We start from the raw sequence: 23,642 nt of genomic DNA on the forward strand, positions 1-23,642 counted from the left end.
TTAATCTTTTACATAAATCCGTTTCACCCGCGGTGAAATGGAGGTTAATACTTCGTATGTGATGGTTTTGCAGTAATCTGCAAATTCTTTTAATGTTGGCTTTGCGTTGAATACAGTTACCGTATCACCTTCTTTTACATTTGAAATTTCATCTACATTAATCATCATCATATCCATACATATATTTCCAACAATAGGTGCAAGGGTTTTATGTATTCCTACGTTTCCAACCTTATTTCCGATCAGTCTGGGGATACCATCGGCATATCCTACAGGAATTGTAGCAATTTTTGTGGGATGATCAGTTTTGAATTTTCTGCTATAGCCTACTGATTCTCCGTTTTCTACTATAGATATTTGGGAGATGACTGTTTTAAAACTAACTACAGAACGCAGCTGTTTTTGTATTTCACTATTCGGTGATTCTCCTAGCATTCCGATCCCGATTCTTACCATATCATACTGGTGATTCGTATAACTTGTGATTCCGGATGAGTTCAGGATATGACGGATAGGAGTGTAACCTAAATTTTCTATCAGATAATTTGAATTCTTATCAAAAATTTCAAGTTGTTGTAAGGTAAATTCTTTTTCTGAAGGAACATCGGAAGAAGAAAGATGACTGAAAATACTCTGAACTTTCAGGTTTTTATGATGTAAAGTCTGGCTTAGTTCTTTGAGTTCAAAATCTTTAAAACCAAGACGATGCATTCCGGTTTCCAGTTTGATATGGATCGGATATTTTTTATCATAACCTGATTTTTGTACAGCCTGATAAAATAGTTCCAGTACCCTGAAACTGTAAATTTCCGGTTCAAGATTATAGGCAATGATAGTTTCATAGCTGTGCTGTTCCGGATTCATAACTACGATTGGCACTGTAATACCTTTCTTGCGAAGCTCAACACCTTCGTCAGCAAAAGCAACGCCCAGATAATCAATATGATGATGTTGTAAAAATTCTGAAACTTCATAACTTCCCAGACCATAAGCATTTGCCTTGACCATGGCCATCATTTTAGTTGTTGGTTTCAGTAAAGATTTATGAAAGTTAATATTGTGAAGAATTGCATTAAGATTAATTTCAAGTACCGTATCATGTTTTCTCAGTTCAAGAATATCTTTAAGCTTTTCAATCTCAAATTTTCTCGCACCTTTCAATAATATAATCTGATTTTCAATTTCTGTAAGATGTTTACTGTCAATTAATTCCTGAGTATTAATGAAAGTGAAAGTTTTAGATTTAAATAATTCACTATATTTTGATATTAAATGGCCGATCAGAAATACAAAATCAAATTTCTGCTCATTTACAAGTTCCGAAACTTCATGATAAAGCTCTTCTGAATTCGAATTTACTCCCAGAATATCCGTAAGAACAAGGGATTTTTTAGGCTTATTATATTCATTTAAAAATTGTAAAGCTGTTTTTAAAGAATCCAAATCAAGGTTAAAAGAATCATTAATGATAATATTATTTTTAATTCCTTCAATAGCTTCAAGCCTCATTTCAACCGCCTTTAATGCATTGATTTTTTCGACAATCTTTTCGTTTTCGAGTCCTAGTTCCTTTAAAACGGTTAGAAGGGCTAAAGCATTTGTTAAAGTTGCTTCATCTCTCTGATTAACAGGAAAAGAAATTTCTTCACCGAAATATTGAACAACAACATTTTCTTCTTTTGAAATATTACTTTTAAAATAAACCTGATTATCTTGTTTAAAACCGTAAGAAATTAATTTTTTACTTGAATATAAAACCTTTATTTTTTTGTCAACCAATATATTATCTCCATTGTAAATGATGACTTCAGAATCTTTGAAAAGCTTAATTTTTTCATCAATCAACTCTTCTTCTGATTTGAAATTGGCAAGATGTGCAGTTCCGATATGAGTCAGTAAACCAATTTGCGGATGGAAAATATTTTCCAGTCTTTCCATTTCATCAGGCTTTGAAATTCCTACTTCAAAAATTCCCAACTCATGAGACTTATTAATTTGAAGCAAAGATAGTGGAAGACCAATCTGAGAATTAAAACTTTTAGGGCTTTTTACGGTTGAAAATTCATTCCAAAGACATTGATAGAGCCATTCTTTTAAAATAGTTTTACCATTACTTCCTGTAATTCCGATTGATTTTATATGAGAATTTTCAAAGTGATATCGGGCAAGTCTCTGTAGAAATTCCACAGAATCATCAACAATAATCCATGTAATATTTTCGTATTGAGCATCATAATGTTCACAAATGATCACCTCAATTCCCCGGTCAATGACGGCTTCAATAAACTTTTCTCCTGAATTTTTCTGGGTATTGATGGCGACAAATGCAGTATTTTTGGTAGAATAAATAATCCTGCTGTCAAACGCTATATTTTTGATTATCTGGTTTTTATCTCCAATAACTTTAGCGCCGGTGATTTTTGCGATATCTTCTGCGTTGTAATTCATTTATAAATCGTCTATTATGAATTTTTTGTCTTCATCCTGATAATTATTATACAATCGTAATATTTTCAGATGTTCTGATTCTAATCCGTAGATCAGAGTTGTTTGTTCCGCAATTAAGAGTTTATTGTAATCAGGAAATTTTTCAAGCTTCTGAAAAATTACTTTTTTATCAATGATTAATCCTAATTTATGATTAAGGATATTTATAAAATTCTGATATTCTTTATAGGTAAATCTGTTTCCTATATAATCTTCAATCTGTTCCAAATCCTGAAGAGCAAATCTAGACCACCTTATTTCCATATTTTTTCAGAAATCGTTCTTCAGAAATTTTCATAACATCTTCATGAGAATGATAAATCCCATTTTTAAAGTCATTTTCAGCATCTTCTAATGATTGTAAAAAAGAATTTTCAGGTTCAATAATCTCTGCAATTCTCAGTAATTCTTCCGGAAGAAACTTTTTCTCTTTCATCTTCCGGAAAAAAGTAGGCTCGGAAATACCGCTCTTTTCTATGATATATTTCAGCTTGAAAGGTGAATTTTTCAAGATCTCATCAATCGAATTGCTTATTTTTATATAATTTTTAATTTCTAATATCATTTTCTGATAGTTTTTACTATTATATTTTGAGTAAAATTACTAATAATTTTGATATTAAATTATTTTTTATTTAAAACTTCATCCACAAAAACCTTTCGGCTCACAGCATCATAAGATTCTGTTTCTCCGAGTTCTACGAGATCTTTTCCCTCGGAAGTTCTCATCGAATAATTAGCCAGATTTCCTGTTCTTCTACAGATGGCGTGTACCTTGGTTACATATTCTGCAGTTGCCATGAGATTCGGCATCGGCCCGAAAGGCCTTCCTAAAAAGTCCATATCCAAACCGGCAATTACAACCCGGATTCCGCTGTTGGCTAATTGGTTCGCTACATCTACAATGCCTTCATCGAAAAATTGTGCTTCATCAATTCCCACCACATCACAATAGGAAGCCAATAAAAGTATTTCATTGGGATTTTCTACCGGCGTACTTCGGATTTTATTCTGATTATGAGAAATCACATCTTCCTCAGAATATCGTGTATCCAGTTTTGGTTTGAAAATTTCCACATTCTGCCCCGCCATTTCTGCCCTCCTCAGCCTTCTGATCAACTCTTCGGTTTTACCGGAAAACATCGAGCCACAAATAACTTCCATCCAACCGCTTTGTTTGGAATGATTAATTGTATTTTCTAAAAACATTTGTTAAATTAGCCGTATATTTTTAACATCAAAAGTAAGCAATTTTTTAACAAGATTCTTATATGCAAAACATCCAAGATTTAAAGGAAAAGATTTTTTTTGAATCCAAGAATATGATCGCTATTCTGGATAAAATAAGCAATGTAGACGAGTTACTTTCCAAGCAGGATCTTGTGGATGAGCTTGCCAACAGGATCTCGTTTTTACGCTTGCTTGAAAAAAATATAGAGTATTTCGGAACTGAAAATTTTTCGCCATCTCAAGAAAATCAGGAAAAAATTTCCTCTATTCAGTATAATGAATCAGAAAATATAATAGAGGAAGAAGAAGTTATTTTCAATAACAGGCTCAACGAGATCGGGGAAAATGAAAAATACCCTTCATCTGATCAGGTAACTGAAGAAGAAGCAATCTTCAATAATCAGCTGAATGAAATTGTGGAAGGTGAGCTTCACGAAACATTAGTTAATTTTGTTGAAGAAAATCCTGAACCAGAAATTTCTGACAATGAAAATTTTGCTGCTGTTGAAAAAACTGAAGATGTATTCACTGAGCAAATGGAAGAAATTGATGAAAATGAAATTTCTAATGAATCAGATGATATCTTAAATTTTGTAGATGAAGAAAGAATTTTAGCCAATTCAGAACCTGAAAATGATGACGATATCGATGAGGATATGTTCAGCAACGAACATACTGAAGAAGAGGCTATTTTTAATAATCAACTAAACGAAATCGATGAATTTGAGAACGAAGTTTCTGATGATCAGGCAGATTTAAATGATATCGAAGAACAGGAAAATATTCGTCATCATTTTGAGACTGAAGTGAAAAGCGAAAACAGTCCGGAGATCACAGAAAGAATTCCCAGTATTTTTGATACGGAAACTTTAGAAGAAGAACTATTAATTGAGGAAACTGAAGATCATTTTACGGTTACCGGAATGACGGTTGAAAACGGAGAAATGCCTACTGATACATCGAATGTGGAAAGTATTTTAACGGAAATCAAGCATGAAGCGGCAGCCGAGGAAATACAGGAGCAGACCGTTCTTGCTGAAATCAACGACAGACGCAAAATCGTTGATATCGACAGACCTGTTCCGGAAAAAGAAAAAGATAAACCGGCATCTGATGAAAGTTTTGAGAATCTTGATGCTTATCATCACGAGAAAAAGATAAAATTAGCCCATATCAAAGGCTTAAAAGCTGTTCAGTCACTTTTTGACGATGATCATCTGGAAAGAGATGTACCGGTAGAAAAAGCAGTGGAGAAAAAAGAAGATAAAGGCGGCATTTTAAAAACCAACATACCGACCGACTTTATGGAAGCAGAAAAGAAAAAACCGGAATTTAAGCTGGATTTGAATGATCGTATTGCTTTCACAAAAACACTTTTCGGCGGAAGTCAGTCTGAACTTAATGAAACGGTAAATAATCTCAACAGTTTCAGAACATTAGAAGAGGCAAAAGAGTACCTGAGCGATCTTTATTATTCTAAAAAATGGAATAAAGTGGATGAATATGCCCAAAGACTCTGGATATTGGTAGAAAACAAATTTTTATAACTTAATTTTGAGCGGAATTCTATATTTTGTTCCCACACCGATCGGGAACCTTGAAGATATGACCTACAGAGCGGTAAATGTGCTGAAAGAGGTAGATTACATACTGTGTGAAGATACAAGAACTTCCGGAATTCTTCTGAAGCATTTCGAGATTTCCAAGCCGTTAAAATCTTATCATCTCCATAATGAACATCAGGCAACGGAAAAAGTAATTACTGATCTTAAAAGCGGACAGAATATTGCTATTATTACCGATGCCGGAACTCCGGGAATTTCGGATCCTGGTTATCTTCTTGCAAAAGCAGGTGCCGATCATCAGATTGATATGATCTGCCTACCGGGAGCAACCGCATTTGTTCCGGCTTTAGTAGTTTCCGGCTTACCGAATAACGAATTTCTTTTCGCAGGATTTCTTCCCCAAAAAAAAGGGAGACAAACTAAGCTGAAGCAGCTTGCCGAAGAGAAAAAAACCATCGTTATCTACGAAAGTCCACATAAAATCAACACAACATTAGAACAGATCAAAGAATTTTTCGGGGAAGAAACTAAAATCAGTCTCAGTCGCGAAATTTCAAAAAAATTCGAAGAAACAAAGCGCGGAACAATTCTTGAACTCATTGAATTTTCAAAAAGCAAAACCTTAAAAGGTGAGATCGTACTCATCGTAAATAATTCCATTTAATTGAAAAAATTAATTTTCGTACTGTTTTCGTCGGTTTGCCTCGGACAGACGGATCAGTATAAACAGATACTTTTAACTAAAAAGCTGGGCAAAGAAATACGTTCTTATTCAAAAGGTTACGGAATGCTCACTGATGTCAAAACCGGGAAAGCCGGAATTGTAGATTCTTTAGGGACTATTACTTTTAATTCTTCTTTTAAAAGCGAAATTTCACGGATCTGGAAAGATCGGTTTATTCTTAAAGTCAAATCCGGAAATTCAAACGGAAAAACCGCAGTCATTGATGAAACAGGGAAAGAACTCATTCCTCTGGATAATTTCAGATTCAGGACATGGGAAAATAAAGACCGCCTGATCTATACAAAACAGGGAAAAGAATGTGTATATGACTTTAACGGGAAGCAGATTATTCCTTTTTCAGATAAAATAGAATTTGGGAGTGAGAACAGATTTTTTGTTAAAAAGAACGGAGTCTGGCTGATTTATGATTTTGACGGAAAACAGGTTTCAGACAGGGAATTTACGACTGATCTCCGCTTTTACAAAGGGAGAACTTATATCGTAACCGGTGACAAATCAGGTGAAATTATTGACAATAATGGCAAAACTTTAACGACCATTTCCAATCATAACGTCGATAATATCAATGCGTTTCCATTTCTCGTGACACTCGATACCGCAAAAAATACCTACGGAATTATTAATGACAAAGAAAGTGTAATTGCTGATGAAATCTATGATCAGGCTTTTGTGGGCCGGGAATATATTTATCTCACAAAAGATGACAAAGTAAGTATTTTTTCAAAGAAAGAAGGGAAAGTATATGATCTTGATTATCATTATGTAAATCCGCTCTTTAATGGTTTGTTTAAAACATCACAGGATCAGAACAATCCCAAAGCAGCAGTGGTGCGCTTATCAGGTGAAGTTGTTTTTCCGAAAGAATACGACAGGATAGAAGGGCTAAGCATGCATGGAGAAAAGTATCTGTATTTGCGAAAAAACGATGACGAACAGATTTTAGATAAAAATTTGAAAAGTATTTTAAAAGACGATTACGAGATTGAAAAAATATTTCCCAATACTCTTATCTTAAGCAAAGAAGATCTTTACTACAAATTCTCCCCTAAAGACGGGCAATATGTGGAATTGAAAGGTTTCAAAGAAATTAAACCTTTTGAAATGTATCCCATGCTTGTTGGCAAAAACATCGACAACTTCTACGGAATATTGGATGAAGAGGGAAAAGAAGTCGTTCCGTTCATCTATGATGACATTATTACTTTTCCCGGAGCCAATGAATTTGTCATTAAAAAAGATAATAAATTCGGGGTTAGCAACCATCAAAATGAACCTTTAGCGGAAGTTGTTTTTGATAAATTTATACAGGATAAAAAAGGAATAAAGCTCATCAGGGGAAAAGAAACGCAGTATATCTATTTTACTGAGCAGAAAGACCGTAATTTTATGGATTAGAAAATTGGCTGATTAAAAGGCATAAAATTTTGCTAAAACTATGATTTAAAATGCAATGAATAACATTTTGTAATATCTTTGCGCACTGTTTTATTTCTGTAAAATTAAATAATGTATATTAGTCAACTTTCAAAAGACTAGTAAGTTATAAAGAAAATAATTGTCATAAATATGAAACTATTAGAAGGAAAAGTAGCGCTAATAACGGGAGCTACAAGAGGAATCGGAAAAGGTATTGCTGAAATGTACGCTCAGCAGGGTGCAAAAATTGCTTTCACTTACGCCGGATCCGTTGACAAAGCTAAGGAATTAGAAGCCACTTTAAGTTCTGTAACTCAAATTAAAGGCTATCAGTCTGACGCATCAGATTTCGATGCGGCTCAGACATTGGTAGACGAAGTAATCAAAGAATTCGGAAAAATTGATATTCTCATCAACAATGCGGGAATCACCAGAGACAACCTGCTTCTGAGAATGTCGAAAGAAGACTGGGATAAAGTAATCAACGTAAACCTGGATTCTGTATTCAACCTTACTAAAGCGGTAATCAAACCAATGATGAAAGCTAGAGAAGGATCTATCATCAATATGACTTCAGTAGTAGGAATCAGCGGAAATGCAGGGCAGGCCAATTATGCAGCCTCAAAAGCAGGAGTTATTGGTTTTACAAAGTCTGTAGCCCTTGAATTAGGTTCAAGAAATATCCGTTGCAACGCCATCGCTCCGGGATTCATCCAGACTGAAATGACAGACGCCCTTGATGACAAGGCAAAAGAAAAATGGAATGAGGCCATTCCTATGAAAAGACTGGGGCAGACAAGAGATATTGCCAATGCCTGCGTATTCTTAGGAAGTGAAATGGCTTCTTATGTTACAGGCCAGACCCTTAACGTTGATGGAGGTTTATTAACTTAAAATACCATTAAATAAAACTAACAAAATCCGCCTGATATGGGCGGATTTTGTTGTTTATGTAACTAAGTTCCATACTTTAATTTGGTTCTTTGGTCTTAAGAAAAAGAACACTTATAAAAAGAATTTATATAGAAATCAATCTTTAAAAACCTGATTTTCCTGCTCCTGAACCCTGATAAAAGTCGTCCTTTTAGAAAGTTCTTTCAAAGTAGAAGCGCCCACATACGTACAGGTAGACCGTACACCACCCAAAATATCCTTTACCGTTTCGGAAACCGGACCTTTGTAAGTAACCTTTACGGTTTTTCCTTCAGAGGCTCTGTATTCCGCAACACCTCCGGAATGCTTTTCCATAGCTGTTTTTGAACTCATTCCATAAAAAAGACGGTATTTCTTGCCGTTTTCCTCCACAATTTCACCGCCGCTCTCATCGTGTCCGGCAAACATTCCCCCCAGCATCACAAAGTCGGCGCCACCACCAAAAGCTTTCGCCACATCTCCCGGAACTTTACAGCCGCCATCTGCAATGATATGACCTTTCAATCCGTGCGCAGCGTCTGCACATTCAATAATGGCTGAAAGTTGGGGATATCCTACACCTGTTTTTATGCGGGTCGTACAAACGGAACCCGGACCGATGCCTACTTTAATGATATCTGCTCCCACGAGAAGAAGCTCTTCCACCATTTCTCCCGTCACTACATTTCCGGCAATAATGATTTTATCAGGGAAATTGGTCCTTGCTTTCTTCACAAATTGCACAAAATGTTCTGAATACCCATTGGCTACATCAATACAGAGAAACTCTATTTTCGGGTGCTTTTCAAGAATGGTTCTTATTTTTTCTTCATCTGATTTCCCGGTGCCGGTGCTTAAGGCAATATACTGATAAATACTTTCAGGCTGTGAATCCAGAAACTGAGACCATTCTTCGGTCGTGTAATGCTTGTGAATGGCTGTGATGATCTTTTCTTTGGCAAGTTCTACGGCCATCTCAAAAGTACCTACCGTATCCATATTGGCGGCAATGACCGGTATGCCGCTCCATTTTTTCTGGGTATGTCTGAAGGTAAATTCTCTTTCCAGATCAACTTCCGAACGGGATTTTAAAGTAGAACGTTTCGGACGGAACATTACATCTTTAAAACCTAATTTTATATCATTTTCTATTCTCATAATTTGGATATTATTGAATAAAAATAAGGAAAAAGATTGATTGTAAATCTCAAAATTACCCCTATTTTACCATAAGTACTTTATAACATAGCGTAGGATTTGCTCCTTCGGAGCAATATCTGTGTAGATCAATATCGCATCTTGTACCGGAACTCCATAGGAGTTCTATCTTATCATAGCACACCTACGGCGTGCTTGCGATATTGTATTGTTTTTCTGCTACACAGCTATTGCTCCTCTGGAGCATAAAAATTATTTTTGTCCATTTCTGATAGAAAAAAGAGGCTGCCCAACTTTTAGGACGAGGCAAAAAGGCTCGTTGATGAACCTCAAAGATTGAAAAACGAAGCATAAAGGGTGGATGTTGATGCAAAAAGGCTCGTTGATGAACCTAAAAGGTTGAAAAACCAAGCAAAAAGGGTGGATGACGAAGCAAAAAGGCTCAACGTTGAACCTAAAAGGCTCGATTTCCATGCAAAAAGGCTCAACATTGAATCTAAAAGACTGGATTTTCAGGCAAAAAAGCTCGTTTACGAAGTATTAAGGGATGATCAGTACCCTATTTTAGGATCAGTCAGAGCATTCAGATAGGAAAAATAAGCAGAACTCCTGTAAATGATTTTAAAAAGCAATACATTTGAAGCGATGGATTTCCCCGTAACCTTTCATATTTTCGGTAAAGACATTTTACTGCATCCAATCACAGAGTCTCTGGGGATTTTTGTAGGGATGCGCTATTATACTTTTTTAAAAAGAAACGATAAAGAAAAGTTCAGCAATGTAAACTCTTTACTGGTACTTATTGCGGCTACGTTGGGAGCTTTAATCGGTTCGCACACGATCGGATCCCTGGAAAGACCTGATGACTTAATGAAAGCGCCTGATATATGGGCTTACATCTGGCTGAACAATACCATTGTCGGCGGGCTTGCAGGAGGGTTGATAGGCGTCGAAACCATGAAGAAAATTATCGGTAAAAAGGAAAGTACAGGTGACAGAATGGTTTATCCTTTACTTGTGGCCATGTTTATCGGCAGAATCGGATGTTTTTTCACCGGAGTGTATGAAGAAACCTATGGGCTGCCTACCGATTCAATTTTTGGGATGAATTTGGGAGATCATGTTCCTCGACATCCGGTAGCTTTATACGAGATGGTATTTTTGGCAGTATTATTTATATTTTTAAAATATTTTCAGAAAAACTTCAGCTACAGATCCGGCGTTTTATTCCAGATTTTTATGCTTCTTTATTTTACTTTCCGCTTTTTTCTTGATTTTATTAAACCTAAATACAATATCATTTTTGGGTTAAGTACCATCCAGCTGGTGTGTGTTTTCGTTATCATTTATTATATTTATCTATTAAAAAAGAACAGGTATGAAATTATTAGAAGTAGGTAATTTAGGAGGGCAGTTAGCAGGATTTGGATTGCTGTTCCTCATTGGAGGAATTATAATCATCGCGATTTCTGCGATTACTATTCTTATCTTAGGGATTATGTCTGCTTCCAACCCCGGAAAGAAATATAATTTCAAAGCGCCTTTAATAGGAATTCTTATCGGAATACTGACCTTTATAGCGGGCGGGTGCATCTGTGGTTTTAATTTATAAAAGAGTATCATGCCAGTAAGAAACTATACGTATTACGATTATACCATAAGCCTTTGCCCGGAATGCCTGAAAAGAGTGGGCGCAAAGATTATTATTGAAGACGAAGCGGTTTTCATGACGAAAAGATGTCCCGATCATGGATTTTTCAAAACGAAAATTGCTTCTGATGTACAGTATTATAAAAATATCAGAAACTATAATAAAGCTTCGGAAATGCCTGTCCATTTCGGAACGGATGTAGAATACGGATGTCCTTATGACTGCGGTTTATGCGTCGACCATGAGCAACATAGCTGCCTCTCCATTGTGGAAGTTACCGACCGTTGCAATCTCACCTGTCCGACCTGCTATGCAATGTCTTCCCCACATTATGGAAGTCACAGAAGCCTTGAGGAAATAGAATCGATGTTTGATACCATCGTTAGAAATGAAGGCGAGCCGGATGTCGTGCAGATCAGTGGAGGAGAACCTACGATACATCCCGAGTTCTTTAAGATCATGGATATTGCCAAGTCGAAGCCGATCAAGCATTTAATGTTGAATACCAATGGCGTACGGATTGCTAATGACCCAGGTTTTGCAGAAAGGCTGGCGACTTACGCTCCGGAATTTGAGATTTATCTTCAGTTTGATTCCTTTAAACCGGAAGTTCTTGAGGATTTCAGAGGAAAAGACCTCACGGATATCAGGATGAAAGCCCTGGAGAAATTAAATGCTTTGAATCTTTCTACAACGCTCGTTATTGTGCTTCAAAAAGGAAAAAACATTGACGAGATCGGAAAGATTATTGATTTTGCTTTAAAGCAGAAATGTGTCCGCGGAATTACTTTTCAGCCTGTCGAAATTGCAGGAAGAAACCGTGAAGATTCTGCGTATGAAAAGATAACACTGACCGAAGTAAGGCAGGAAATCCTGAACCAGTTTCCGCTTCTCAATTCAGATGATATTATTCCGGTTCCGTGTAATCCGGATGCTCTGGCGATGGGATACATTCTGAAACTTGAAGGTGAAACGATTCCTTTAACAAGATATATTAATCCCGCTGATCTCCTGAATAATGAAACGAGAAACACCATTGTATATGAGCAGGATACCGGGCTACAGATGCAGCTTCTGGATATTTTCAGCACCGGAATCTCGGTGGATAAAGTGAAACCGAAGGTAAACCAGCTGCTGTGCTGTCTTCCTGAAGTTTCGGCCCCGAACCTCGATTATGATAATCTTTTCAGGATCATCATTATGAATTTTATGGATGCGCACGATTTTGATGTTCGCGCCGTAAAGAAATCCTGTGTGCACATTGTAAATAAAGATTTAAAACTGATTCCTTTTGAGACGATGAATCTTTTCTACAGGGATGATAAGAGTAAGTATCTGGAAGAATTGAGAAGAGAGGATAGAGTTTTATTCTAATGTTCTTTTGATTTCCTATAAATTTTCACGGATGCTTAGTGATTTTTTGTTCACTAATAACGACATAGGAAAATGGAGCGTTAAGAAAATTAATTCTGTGAACGTTAAAAAAATTCTACTGTTTGAGTGCGACACAGATTTTGAGTCGAAGAACAAAATGTTCAATTCGCGCGAGTTTTAGAATTTTTAGAGAACAGAAATAATTTTTAGCGAAAGTTTCCAAGTCTTGAATTTTTCGTTCTTTTGTTTCAAGACAAGAGAACAATAAATAAGGCGTAAACAATTTTACGCCTCAATATTTTAAATTAATCAAACTTCATTACCTCACTCAACGTATTCATATACTCATATGCCGTAAGGTCGAATTTCACGGGAACAATCGAGATATAGCCATTCGCTAAAGCCGTTTCATCGGCATCTTCAGATTCATCCATATTGTTGAAGTATCCGGTAAGCCAATAGTATTTTTTACCGTGAGGATTTACCCTTTCGTCAAAACTTTCTTCCCATTTGGCGTTGGCCTGTTTGCAGACTTTTACGCCTTTGATTTCTTCTTTCAAAAGTTTGGGAATGTTTACATTTAAAACAACACCTTTAGGCATTGGGTTTTCCAGTGTTTTCTTTACAATATTCTGAATGTATTCTTTTGCCTGAGTAAAATCTGCTTCCCAGCTGAAATCCAGTAAAGAGAAACCGATGGCCGGAAGGTTTTCTACACCGGCTTCCACTGCTGCAGACATCGTCCCGGAATAGATCACATTAATGGAAGAATTTGCCCCGTGATTAATTCCTGAAACAACAATATCCGGTCTTCTCGGTAATATTTTATCAAGAGCCATTTTTACACAGTCAACCGGCGTTCCGCTACAGGAAAAATCTCTTTGCGGACCGTCAAGGTGTACTTCTTCGTAACTTAAGGTAGAATTGATGGTAATGGCGTGGCCTTTACCGCTTTGGGGAGAGTTGGGTGCTACCACCACTACTTCTCCAATTTCGTTCATAAAACTAACAAGATTTCTGATACCAGGTGCTGTAATTCCGTCGTCATTAGTAACCAGAATAAGTGGTTTTTCCATATTAAAATTTAATTTTAACAAAAATACTTAAAACTATCTGATATTTGTAAAGAAGGTATTAAATTTGATAATTTGTAACAGTAATTTAAAAATTACTACTCATTAAAATACTTTTTTTAAAATTAATTAAAAATACATTACAGATTTATGTGGAAAAATTTTAAGCTGAATAAATTTTTACTCCTCATTCCATTAACAAGTCTAATGTTTTGTTTCAACTCGCCTAAAAATGATGATGAAAAGATGCAGACGATAATGGTGAGCGTTAAAAATACACTTTCTTACTTGCATTACAGCCCGAAACCCATTAATGATGCTTATTCTAAAGATGTTTACAAGCATTATTTTGAATTGGTAGATCCGGGCAAAAGATACTTCCTGCAGGCAGATATGGATGAATTTGCAAAGCACGAAACCAAACTTGATGATTATATCAATCAGGGAGATCTTACCTTCTACAAACTCACGGTAGACAGATTGTATCAGAGAGCAGACGAAATCGATAAAATGACTCAGGATATTTTCAGTAAACCGATTAATCTTAAAGAAGACGAATCTTTGATTCTTGAGCCTAAACTGAAAAAAGCACCCGTAAGCAAACAGGAATTATATAATGAATGGAAAAAATTCATCAAATACAATATTCTTCAGGAAATTGAGTCGATGAACAGTAAAGAAGAGGCTCAGAAGGAAAAGAAAGATTCTGTTCAGAAATATAATCTTAAAGATACTATTAAATACCAGCCTATTGCGCCGGATCAGAAGATCAAAAAGGCAACAGATGAGGTGAAAGATCTTGTGAAAGAAACATTTACAAGATTTAAGAAGAGAAAAAAAATGGATTGGTTTACCGTGTATATGAATGCGTACACTGAAGTTTTTGATCCTCACACCAACTATTATTCACCAAAAGATAAAGAAGACTTTGATACCAACTTTACAGGGAAAGTCATCGGAATCGGAGCCATCATTCAGGAGAAGAAAGGAAACCTTTATCTGGGGGCTTTAACGATCGGAGCACCCGCGTGGAAATCCAAACAGCTTTCCGAAGGAGATAAAATTTTAAAAGTAAAATCCAAACCTAAGGAAGATGCCGTAAACGTAGTAGGAATGCTTTCTGACGAAGCAGTACGCCTGATAAGAGGTGAAAAAGGAACACCGGTAACTTTAACTGTTCAGAAAAAGGACGGATCCATAAAAGACGTTACCATGATCCGTGAAGAGGTTGCCATTGAAGATACTTTTGCAAGAAGTATTGTGATGAATTCACAAAACGGGAAAAAATACGGGTTTATTAATTTACCAAGCTTTAACGCAGATTTTGAGAATCCGAACGGAAGAAATGCTTCTGATGATATTAAAAATGAAATACTTAAGCTTAAACAACAGAATATAGAAGGAATTGTTCTTGATCTGAGAAATAATGGTGGAGGATCATTAACGGAGGTTGGTGATATTATGGGACTTTTCATGCAGGCAGGGCCTTACGTTCAGGTAAAAGACGGAAACGGAAAAATTCAGACCTTAAAGAATAAAAATGAAACACCTGTATGGACTGGTCCGTTGGTGATCATGCAAAACGAGCTTTCTGCTTCAGCATCAGAAATTTTGGCGGGTGTAATGCAGGATTACGGAAGAGCAATGATCATCGGATCGCCGCAATCTTTCGGGAAAGGAACAGTACAGACTTTTGTAGATTTAAACAGATTTTTAAATACCGAAGATGATTTTGGCTCTTTAAAACTGACGATCCAAAAGTTCTACAGAATCACCGGTGAGTCTACGCAGAGAAAGGGAATTGTTTCAGATATTCAGATGAAAGATTTCTTTACTTATGCTGAAATAGGCGAAAGATATGATGATTATGCATTGGCTTGGGATAAAATTCCGGCAACGAGCTTCCAGAAGCTCAATTATTTCAATATCCAGGCTTTAGAAAAAGCAAGTAATGACAGAATGGCTAAAAATGCAAAATACCAGTTGCTTTTGGAATCTGCACAATGGAGAGAACAACTGGATAAAGAAGAAACAATCACGCTTAATATTGATAAGTTTAATGAACTTACAAAACAGAGAAAAGCGCAGATTGAAAAATTCAAATCATTAACCAAATTTGAAAACGGACTTCAGTTCTCCATGTATCCGAACGAAATCGAAAGAGAAAAGAAAGACGAAGCTTTCAAGAAGAAATCTGAAATCTGGATCAAAAATCTTAAAAAAGACCTTTACCTTCAGGAAGCAATGAATATCATTGCAGACATGAGTGTAAAATCCTAATTTAGAAAAATATAGGTATAAAAAACCGTTGCCCGAGATTCTCAAGCAACGGTTTTTTTAATGGATGAAAATCAGACTATTTAATTTCCACACATCCTACTCTTCCTCCTGCATTTCCGGTTGGCTGAGTATGGAAATCATCAGCCGCAGCATGTACAATCAGTCCTTTGCCCAAAATATTTTTAGATTCGTCAGTACATCCCAGGCACCATTTATTGGTTTTAAATGTAAGAGTGGCATTTCCGGTCTGGTCGGCAACAAGATTTCCGATATCACCCATATGGAAGTGTTCTGCGCCCCACTTTCCGTGATCGTCTTTTGCCGGATTCCAGTGACCTCCTGTAGAAGTTCCGTCAGCTGCTGAACAATCGCCTTTTTCATGAATGTGTACAGCATGAATTCCTGGCGTAAGGTTGGTTACATCAAGTTTCATAATAACTTCGTCACCTTTCTGAGTAAATTTCGCCGTTCCTCCGGTCTGCGTGTTACTTTTAGACATGACCTGATAGGTTTTTGTTGTTCCGCAAGAAACAACCAGCAAAGCACCGGCCGCGATTAATGATAATGTTTTAGCTTTCATTTTTGAATGATTTAAGTGATTTCAATATAAAATTAAAAAAACATTTACTCAAAAGCCGTATGATTTCCGATTCTTTTCTGGAATAACGATAAATGGCAAATATTTTTCGTCTAAAGATAATATTTCAGCATTTGATTGCTATTTCTGAAACGATTCAGAATTCAAATTCTACGACTCAGCAACAAAAATTTATAGGAGATAAAATTTCATCCTACTTTTGAATCGAAATTAAAAGCTATGAAAACAAAACTATTATTTCTCGTCTTATTTTTATGTGCTGCTTTAAGTTTTGCACAGACAAAAATTTCAGGAAAAGTAAGCTATAAAAATAAAGGAGTAGGAGAGGTAAATGTAACACTAAAAGATACTTATGACGGTGCAACAACGGATGCCAACGGAAATTTCTCTTTCGAAACTTCAGAAAAGGGAAATCATGTTCTTGTTTTTACCCATCCGAAATACATTGATGTTGAAAAACAAATTGTCATTGAAAATCAGGAAATTACAGTCAATGCGGAATTAAAGGAACAGATCAGTGAAATTGATGCCGTTGTTGTATCTGCGGGATCTATCGAAGCAAGCGACCGAAAAAGAGCGACCACATTGCTGACGCCGATTGATATTTATACCACGGCTGGTGCTGACGGACAGATTTCTTCGGCGTTAACCTATCTTCCGGGAGTTCAGAAAGTTGGCGAATCAGAAGGACTTTTCATTCGTGGCGGAACCGGGACGGAATCTAAAATTTTTATGGACGGAAGCTTAATCAACAACTATTTTTCCAACTCGGTGCCGGGAATCGCCGGGAGAGACCGTTTCAATACTTCGCTTTTTAAAGGGAATATTTTTTCAAGCGGCGGATATTCAGCCTTGTACGGTCAGGCTCTTTCCGGTGCCCTGATGCTGGAAAGCGTTGATCTCCCGGATGAAAGTTCTTATGATTTTGGGTTTTCACCCATATTTTTAAACGCGGGATTTCAAAAGCTCGGCGAAAATAAAAATTATTCTTTTGGTGCGACCTTAGGCTATTCAAATTTAAAAATGATGCAGGAAGTTTTTAATTTTAATACCAATTTTACGGAAGCTCCTCAGGGACTTAACGGCGACCTGAATTTCAGATTTAAAACAAAATCAGGAGGGTTCTTTAAATATTACGGTATGTATGATTCCAATAAAATGGGAGTGAAAACGCCGAGTCTGGAGCCGGAAGATTATGAATGGTCTTTGGTTTCATTAAATGGTAAAAACACATATCATAATTTATCTTTCAAACAAAAATTCGGCAAATATCTGCTGAACGCGGGAACTTCTTATTCTTTCAACAGATCGGATCTTGATTTTTCGACTGAAAAAAATGATATTAAGACCGGAAATACAAAACTTTTAACAGATGGAAATTATATTAATTTTAAAGCTGTTGTGGAAAGGAAAATAAATAAAATCAGTGCGTTACGAGGCGGTTTTGAACTCAACAGTACCAGCGAAAAAATGAATTTTAATGATTTTGTGGAAAAACATTACAAAGATTTGATTTCATCGGCTTTTGTGGAAACAGATTTAGGATTCAGCAATCATTTATCGGCTAAAATAGGAGTGAGAGCAGAGCATTCGTCTTATCTTGGGAAAAGCAATATTGCGCCACGTTTAGCATTGGCTTACCGTTTGGCTAAAGACTGGACAACCTCTCTAGCGTACGGACTTTTCTACCAGAATCCTGAAAGCAAATACATCAACGGACCGGCTAATCTTGATTTCCAGAAGTCGCAGCATTATATTTTTCAGGTTCAGCGAACGACAGAAGGAAGAAGTCTCAGATTTGAAGCGTTCTATAAAAAGTATGATGATTTATTAAAAGTAAAAAATATGCAATATATTGACGGACAGAATCAATATGTACAGACCGCAGACAATAATAGCGGCTACGGCTACGCAAAAGGATTGGAATTATTCTGGAGAGATAAGAAGACTTTTGACAATATTGATTACTGGATCAGCTATTCGTTTCTGGATTCTAAAAGGGATTTTATGAATTATCCGGTAAGTCTGAAACCTAATTTTGCATCTGAACATACCATTTCTGCTGTCGCAAAAAGATTTGTACCTAAATGGAAAACAGGTTTTAATCTTTCTTATACATATGCAAAAGGCCGCCCGTATTACGATATTGCAACACACGATGTAAACGGCGAGCAAAAATATTTTGTAAGAAATGAAGGAAGTTTAAGAGATTATAATGCGCTGAACTTCAGTGTGAATTATCTTCCGAATTTGGGAAAGAAAGATGCAAAAGCATTTACCGTTCTTGTATTGAGCGTGTCGAATATTTTAGGCTCAAAAAATGTCTACGGATATAATTTCTCAATGGATGGCTCAAGAAGTTCTGCTGTGGTTCCGCCGGTGAATACTTTTGTTTTCGTTGGAGCATTTATCAGCTTCGGGGTAGACAGAACACAGGATGCTATTAATAATAATCTGTAAATAAATAATTTAAAATCTATCTTTATTCAATTAAATATTAACTTAAAAAATTAGAAAAAATGAAAAAATATCTATTAACCTTTGCTTTAAGTCTGATAAGTTTAACCGCTTTTGCCCAGACTGATTATGAAAAAGTAATGTCTGAAAAAATTGCTAAGCTAGAGGCCTGTAAATCACTGGATGAATTCCAGACGCTGGCCAACGATTTTGACAGAATCGGAAAGAAAGAAACTAAACAGTGGCTGCCGTCTTATTATGCCGCTTTTGCTTACATTCAGAAAGGAAGAATGCTGATGCGGGAAGGAAAAATGACCGAACTTTCTACACAAGCCAACGCTGCGGAAAAATATATGGATCAGGCAGAGGCTATTGTCGGGAAAGATAATTCCGAGATTCATCTGCTTAAAAAAATGGCTTTTTCGCTGAAAATGATGGAAAATCCCGCAGAAAGATATATGACAGACGGAATGAAAGCCATGGAGGAGCTTAAAAAAGCAGAAAGCCTTGATCCAAACAATCCAAGGGTGGCTTTAATAAAGGCTGAGGATACGTATTTCACTCCGGAACAATACGGCGGAAGCAAAGCAAAAGGAATGGAAGAATTCAAAATTGCTTTGGAGAAATTTAAAACGTACACTCCGAAATCTAAAATTGATCCAAACTGGGGAAGGGCGGAAGCAGAATATTTTCTGAGTGGTGCCGCAAAATAAAAGAATAATGATTGATCTGAAAAACCTTCTCGTCGCAGAAGGTTTTTTTTATTCCGTTCAGTCACGAAAAATAACGGTTCGGCAAAAAATTATTTTTAATACTTTTAATATAGACTATTTTTGAACCAAGAAAATGAACAATGAAACGTAAGAATCTTATTAATCTATGCTGGATATCATTGGCAACGGCCATGTTCTTCTTTTTTGTTTTTACAGATGAGAAAACGGTGGGAAATTTTCTGCTTACTATTATTATATCTTTCATGTATTCCTTTGTTTTGAGTATTGGTAATGGCTTGATTAATGATTTTCTCAACAAAAAGTTTCCCTGGTCTGAAGCGACAACCAAGAGGGCGATTGTAAGTATAGTTTCTATTCTGATCGCCAATATTATCATGGTGTATTTCTGCAATTATATGAACTTTGTTGTTTTCCAAAAAGTGGCTACTACAGAACAGTATTTTTCTGGAAAATATAATTTTATCAATTGGTTTACCATCAATATTGCATTGCTGATTTCGGCTTTTCTCCATGCAAAAGGTTTTATGGAAGAGCTGAAAAAAACATCCAAAAAAGAAGTTGTCGAGCAGAAACTGATTGCAAAATCTGCCAATGCACAGTTTGAAAGTCTTAAAAATCAGCTGGATCCGCATTTTTTGTTTAATTCTTTAAATGTTTTAAGCTCCTTAATTGATGAAAATCCGAAACAGGCTCAGAAGTTTACTGCTTCAATGTCAAAGATTTACAGATACGTTCTGGAGCAGAAAGACAAAGAACTGGTAACTGTGGAAGATGAACTGGAATTTGCAAAAACGTATTGTGAATTATTAAAAACACGATTTGAAGACAGTGTAGGTTTTGTTTTTGACGTTAAAAAAGAAGATTACAGGAAATTTGTAGTTCCGTTGTCATTGCAATTGCTGTTGGAAAATTGTATTAAACATAATTTTGCCACTTCTTCAAAGCCTTTATTAATTAAAATTTTTTCTGAAAATGATACGCTTTGCATCGAGAATAATCTGCAGGTAAGGGAACAGATCAAAGAAAGCTCGGGAATAGGGCTTCCAAATATTGTTCAGCGTTATTCATTATTGACAAAGAAAAATGTTTTTATCGAAAAATCCGAGGATTATTTCAAAGTAAAACTTCCGGTTATCTCTTCTAAATTAAATATAGCTAATGCAATAATAGAAGATCATGATAAGTCCTACGAAAGAGCGCAGAAACGCGTAAAAGAAATAAAAAGTTTCTACAGTAATCTTATTTCTTACTGCATTATAATTCCTTTTTTAATCATTATTAACTTAATGACAAGCCCTGATAACATCTGGTTTTACTTTCCAATGCTGGGCTGGGGAATTGGCGTTGCTGCCCACGGAATGAGTGTTTTTGCAATCGGCAAAAGCTGGGAAGAAAAAAAGATCAGAGAAATTTTAGAAAAACAAAATAAAAGATAAATAGTATGGAAAATATTAGTAAAGATGACTTCCGATATAAAGAAGCTGAAAGACAGGTAAAAAGAATCAAAAATTTTTATTTTTTTGTCTTCATTTACATTGTGGTTAATATTTTTATTTTTTTGATAAACTACAGAGAATTAAAACCCGGTGAAACAATCTGGCGGCTGAAATATTTTTTACTTCCAATCTTTTGGGGAATTGGCGTTGTTGTTTCTGCGATGAGAACTTTTATTCCTGGTTTTATGTTAGGAAGCAATTGGGAAGAGAAAAAAATTAAGAAATTGATGGAAAAGGAGAAGCAACCATAATAAGGATTTAAACAAAATATCGATTGAAAACTTTACAGATTCTCTTTACCATTTCCATGTTCACATGGTTTCTGACAGAATTTCTTTACAAAAATCTCCTGAAATCGGGCGAAAAAGATAAAAAAGGAACAGATAAATCTACTTTAAATATTCTTTGGGTTGCTATTCCTTTTTCAATCATGAGTTTTGTCACGGCTTCTTACGTAACGAAATTTCCGATCACTGATGAGATCTGGATTTATTATCTCGGTGCCGGATGTATCTGGATTGGGATCATTTTGCGATTTATCATCATCAAATCTTTGGGAAAATATTTTACGGTGGATGTCACCATAAGACAGGATCATAAAATTAAGAAAGAAGGATTTTACAAGTATGTAAGGCATCCGTCTTATACTTTTTCTTTACTCACATCTCTCGGACTCGGATTGTATCTTAATAATTGGCTCTCTTTGGTTTTGGCTTTAGTTCCTACTTTTGTTGCTTTCAGTTATAGAATTAAAGTAGAAGAAAAAGCCTTAATAGAAGAATTCGGAGAAGAATACCTGGAGTATAGAAGAAAGACAAAAAAGCTTCTTCCGTTTGTTTATTAGCGTAAATTTTAATGGTTAAGGTTTACTAATAAATACAAAAAGCAAAAACATATTTTTCCATTGAATTCAGATTTTTACAATTCAGGATGAATATTCAACGGTTCGGTAACATAAAATTGAGTTGAGGCTCTTCCCCTTCATACATTTGTCTCAACAAAAACAAACAACTAATTATTAACATTAAAAATTATGGAAACTTACATCAACAAAGAAGATCTTGCATACCAAAAAGCTACCAGAAGAGTAAAAGAACTGAAAGGATTTTATGGAAATCTCACATCATATGTCTTGGTAATTTCTTTTTTAGCTGTATTAAATATTATAACGTCACCGGGCTATCTATGGTTTTTCTGGCCGATGCTAGGCTGGGGAATAGGAATTGCGGCCCATGCAGCAAATACCTTCTGGATAGGAAAAGAATGGGAGGAAAAGAAAATCAGGGAACTGATGGATGAAGAAAGAAGAAATACAAAATCTTTATAATAAACTCAATCAAATAACTTTAAAAATTAATACGATGAACTACAATCAGGCACAACAAAGAGTCAACGATTTAAAAAAATTCTATAAAAGCATTTTATGGTTTGGTATCGTTGCGGTAATCATTTTTGCAGATGATATTTTTGAAAAAGGAATTTTCAATTTTTCACTTTGGGACGGATCAATTATTCTGGTGATCTGGGGAATTATTTTGACCGTAAAAGCAGTAAAACTCTTCCTTCTGGATGATGAATGGGAAAGAGATGTTATTGAAAAAGAAATGAAAAAATCAAAACAGCCGCTGAAGTTTTAAAGCCTGTAATTTTGATTAATTTTATTCCGAAATTGTAAAAACTAAATCTGAAACTCAATGATAAAAACCGTTATTATCGAAGATGAAAAACCTGCTTCAAGAAAATTGGAAAGAATGCTTAGTGAATTCCCTGAAATTGAATTGGTTGGCAAAATAGAATCTGTAGAAGAAGGAGTAAAATGGTTTTCGGAAAATGAACATCCGCAGCTTATCTTTTCGGATATTGTGTTGGGAGACGGTTTATCATTCGATATTTTTGAGAAAGTTCAGACAAAAGGTTTTATCATTTACACGACGGCTTTTGATCAGTACACGCTGAAAGCTTTTAAATTAAACAGCATTGATTATCTTTTAAAACCGATTTTAGATGAAGATCTGTCGGCCGCCATTGAAAAATTCAAATCGTTTATTCCGTCAGACAGTTCTGTGAATTCTCAGGAGATCAAGCAACTGATAAAAAAGGATAAATCTACACTTTCCCGGATTTTGGTAAAAATTGGTTACAACCTTAAAATTATTCAGACACAGGAAGTAAGCTGTTTTTTTAGTGAAAATAAAATTGTTTATCTGCAGACGCAGGAGAGAAATTATCCTTCAGATTTCACACTGGATGAACTGGAAGATGTACTTGACGAAAAGAATTTTTTCCGTGTAAATAGGCAGTTTATTATCAATTCAGATTATATAAAAAATATTCACACTTCGCCCAACTATAAAGTCGAACTGGAGTTTCAGCCGCAGGAAGAAATTACCGTCAGCCGTGACCGTGTGAAGGATTTTAAAGACTGGCTGGTAAGTTAGTTGGAGAGGAAAGATAATAGAGAAAAAG

The 23,642-nt window shown here is 35.7% G+C and carries 24 protein-coding genes; 17 read left to right on the top strand and 7 right to left on the bottom strand.

What is annotated here, in order from left to right; translation table 11 throughout:
• Genes ACWNCI_RS14580 through ACWNCI_RS14595 form a run of 4 tightly spaced genes read right to left on the bottom strand, consistent with a single transcriptional unit; the run spans position 1 to position 3,696 of the window.
• Positions 1-2,448 carry a bifunctional UDP-N-acetylmuramoyl-tripeptide:D-alanyl-D-alanine ligase/alanine racemase gene (locus ACWNCI_RS14580; protein WP_449388853.1) on the bottom strand — a complete coding sequence of 816 codons (2,448 nt, stop codon included), beginning with the start codon at positions 2,446-2,448 and terminating at the stop codon, positions 1-3.
• Entirely contained in the window at positions 2,449-2,751 is a 303-nt protein-coding gene (locus tag ACWNCI_RS14585) for a type II toxin-antitoxin system RelE/ParE family toxin (protein WP_449388854.1), read from the bottom strand. It abuts the gene before it with no gap.
• Entirely contained in the window at positions 2,732-3,052 is a 321-nt protein-coding gene (locus ACWNCI_RS14590) for a hypothetical protein (RefSeq protein ID WP_346983650.1), read from the bottom strand. The genes ACWNCI_RS14585 and ACWNCI_RS14590 overlap by 20 nt, the downstream gene beginning before the upstream one ends.
• A 59-nt stretch (positions 3,053-3,111) precedes the next feature.
• A complete protein-coding gene (locus ACWNCI_RS14595; protein WP_449388855.1) occupies positions 3,112-3,696 on the bottom strand; it encodes a thymidine kinase in 585 nt (194 codons plus the stop codon).
• 62 nt (positions 3,697-3,758) lie between these two features.
• On the opposite strand from ACWNCI_RS14595, the gene ACWNCI_RS14600 reads away from it, so the two are divergent.
• The 4 genes from ACWNCI_RS14600 (at position 3,759) to fabG (ending at position 8,337) form a co-directional block, all read left to right on the top strand.
• Positions 3,759-5,264 carry a hypothetical protein gene (locus ACWNCI_RS14600; protein WP_449388856.1) on the top strand — a complete coding sequence of 502 codons (1,506 nt, stop codon included), beginning with the start codon at positions 3,759-3,761 and terminating at the stop codon, positions 5,262-5,264.
• A 7-nt stretch (positions 5,265-5,271) separates the two neighbouring features.
• The gene (rsmI, locus tag ACWNCI_RS14605; RefSeq protein WP_346983647.1) at positions 5,272-5,946 is read left to right on the top strand and encodes a 16S rRNA (cytidine(1402)-2'-O)-methyltransferase; all 675 of its coding nucleotides are present in this window, start codon (positions 5,272-5,274) and stop codon (positions 5,944-5,946) included.
• Positions 5,947-7,422: a WG repeat-containing protein gene (locus ACWNCI_RS14610; protein WP_449388857.1), complete on the top strand. Its 1,476-nt coding sequence runs from the start codon at positions 5,947-5,949 to the stop codon at positions 7,420-7,422.
• Between the two features lie 171 nt (positions 7,423-7,593).
• Complete coding sequence (fabG, locus tag ACWNCI_RS14615; RefSeq protein WP_449388858.1) at positions 7,594-8,337, top strand: 3-oxoacyl-[acyl-carrier-protein] reductase; 744 nt, start codon at positions 7,594-7,596, stop codon at positions 8,335-8,337.
• Between the two features lie 135 nt (positions 8,338-8,472).
• Here fabG and ACWNCI_RS14620 read toward each other — a convergent pair whose 3' ends face one another.
• The gene (locus ACWNCI_RS14620) at positions 8,473-9,513 is read right to left on the bottom strand and encodes a GMP reductase (protein ID WP_449388859.1); all 1,041 of its coding nucleotides are present in this window, start codon (positions 9,511-9,513) and stop codon (positions 8,473-8,475) included.
• 357 nt (positions 9,514-9,870) lie between these two features.
• Between ACWNCI_RS14620 and ACWNCI_RS14625 the strand changes: the two genes are divergently transcribed.
• Genes ACWNCI_RS14625 through ACWNCI_RS14640 form a run of 4 tightly spaced genes read left to right on the top strand, consistent with a single transcriptional unit; the run spans position 9,871 to position 12,538 of the window.
• A complete protein-coding gene (locus tag ACWNCI_RS14625) occupies positions 9,871-10,104 on the top strand; it encodes a hypothetical protein (RefSeq protein ID WP_449388860.1) in 234 nt (77 codons plus the stop codon).
• 24 nt (positions 10,105-10,128) lie between these two features.
• Positions 10,129-10,914, top strand: a complete 786-nt coding sequence (locus tag ACWNCI_RS14630) for a prolipoprotein diacylglyceryl transferase (RefSeq protein WP_449388861.1) — start codon at positions 10,129-10,131, stop codon at positions 10,912-10,914.
• Positions 10,892-11,125: a hypothetical protein gene (locus tag ACWNCI_RS14635; protein ID WP_449388862.1), complete on the top strand. Its 234-nt coding sequence runs from the start codon at positions 10,892-10,894 to the stop codon at positions 11,123-11,125. The genes ACWNCI_RS14630 and ACWNCI_RS14635 overlap by 23 nt, the downstream gene beginning before the upstream one ends.
• 9 nt (positions 11,126-11,134) lie before the next feature.
• Complete coding sequence (locus tag ACWNCI_RS14640; RefSeq protein ID WP_449388863.1) at positions 11,135-12,538, top strand: radical SAM protein; 1,404 nt, start codon at positions 11,135-11,137, stop codon at positions 12,536-12,538.
• A 305-nt stretch (positions 12,539-12,843) separates the two neighbouring features.
• Here the strand turns inward: ACWNCI_RS14640 and surE are convergent, their stop codons facing one another.
• Positions 12,844-13,614, bottom strand: coding sequence for a 5'/3'-nucleotidase SurE (gene surE / locus ACWNCI_RS14645; RefSeq protein ID WP_346983639.1), 771 nt, complete (start codon positions 13,612-13,614; stop codon positions 12,844-12,846).
• A gap of 147 nt (positions 13,615-13,761) precedes the next feature.
• Here surE and ACWNCI_RS14650 point away from each other — a divergent pair, with 147 nt between their 5' ends.
• The gene (locus tag ACWNCI_RS14650) at positions 13,762-15,891 is read left to right on the top strand and encodes a carboxy terminal-processing peptidase (protein WP_449388864.1); all 2,130 of its coding nucleotides are present in this window, start codon (positions 13,762-13,764) and stop codon (positions 15,889-15,891) included.
• Positions 15,892-15,967: 76 nt separating this feature from the next.
• On the opposite strand, the gene ACWNCI_RS14655 is transcribed toward ACWNCI_RS14650, so the two are convergent.
• Complete coding sequence (locus ACWNCI_RS14655) at positions 15,968-16,471, bottom strand: superoxide dismutase family protein (protein ID WP_449388865.1); 504 nt, start codon at positions 16,469-16,471, stop codon at positions 15,968-15,970.
• Positions 16,472-16,708: 237 nt separating this feature from the next.
• Here ACWNCI_RS14655 and ACWNCI_RS14660 point away from each other — a divergent pair, with 237 nt between their 5' ends.
• The 8 genes from ACWNCI_RS14660 to ACWNCI_RS14695 all read left to right on the top strand — a co-directional run bounded on the left by ACWNCI_RS14660 (position 16,709) and on the right by ACWNCI_RS14695 (position 23,614).
• Positions 16,709-18,949: a TonB-dependent receptor gene (locus ACWNCI_RS14660; protein ID WP_449388866.1), complete on the top strand. Its 2,241-nt coding sequence runs from the start codon at positions 16,709-16,711 to the stop codon at positions 18,947-18,949.
• A gap of 59 nt (positions 18,950-19,008) precedes the next feature.
• A complete protein-coding gene (locus ACWNCI_RS14665; RefSeq protein ID WP_449388867.1) occupies positions 19,009-19,659 on the top strand; it encodes a hypothetical protein in 651 nt (216 codons plus the stop codon).
• 140 nt (positions 19,660-19,799) lie between these two features.
• The gene (locus tag ACWNCI_RS14670) at positions 19,800-21,116 is read left to right on the top strand and encodes a 2TM domain-containing protein (protein ID WP_449388868.1); all 1,317 of its coding nucleotides are present in this window, start codon (positions 19,800-19,802) and stop codon (positions 21,114-21,116) included.
• 5 nt (positions 21,117-21,121) lie between these two features.
• The gene (locus ACWNCI_RS14675) at positions 21,122-21,427 is read left to right on the top strand and encodes a 2TM domain-containing protein (RefSeq protein ID WP_449388869.1); all 306 of its coding nucleotides are present in this window, start codon (positions 21,122-21,124) and stop codon (positions 21,425-21,427) included.
• A 23-nt stretch (positions 21,428-21,450) separates the two neighbouring features.
• Positions 21,451-22,020 (top strand): methyltransferase family protein, encoded by a 570-nt coding sequence (locus ACWNCI_RS14680; RefSeq protein WP_449388870.1) that lies wholly within the window; start codon positions 21,451-21,453, stop codon positions 22,018-22,020.
• 189 nt (positions 22,021-22,209) lie between these two features.
• On the top strand, positions 22,210-22,503 hold the full coding sequence (locus ACWNCI_RS14685; RefSeq protein WP_346983632.1) for a 2TM domain-containing protein: 294 nt from the start codon (positions 22,210-22,212) through the stop codon (positions 22,501-22,503).
• Positions 22,472-22,813: a 2TM domain-containing protein gene (locus ACWNCI_RS14690; protein WP_449388871.1), complete on the top strand. Its 342-nt coding sequence runs from the start codon at positions 22,472-22,474 to the stop codon at positions 22,811-22,813. The genes ACWNCI_RS14685 and ACWNCI_RS14690 overlap by 32 nt, the downstream gene beginning before the upstream one ends.
• 57 nt (positions 22,814-22,870) lie before the next feature.
• Positions 22,871-23,614 carry a LytR/AlgR family response regulator transcription factor gene (locus ACWNCI_RS14695; protein ID WP_346983630.1) on the top strand — a complete coding sequence of 248 codons (744 nt, stop codon included), beginning with the start codon at positions 22,871-22,873 and terminating at the stop codon, positions 23,612-23,614.
• Positions 23,615-23,642: the final 28 nt, after the last annotated feature.

It is taken from the genome of Chryseobacterium lineare, from assembly GCF_977014045.1.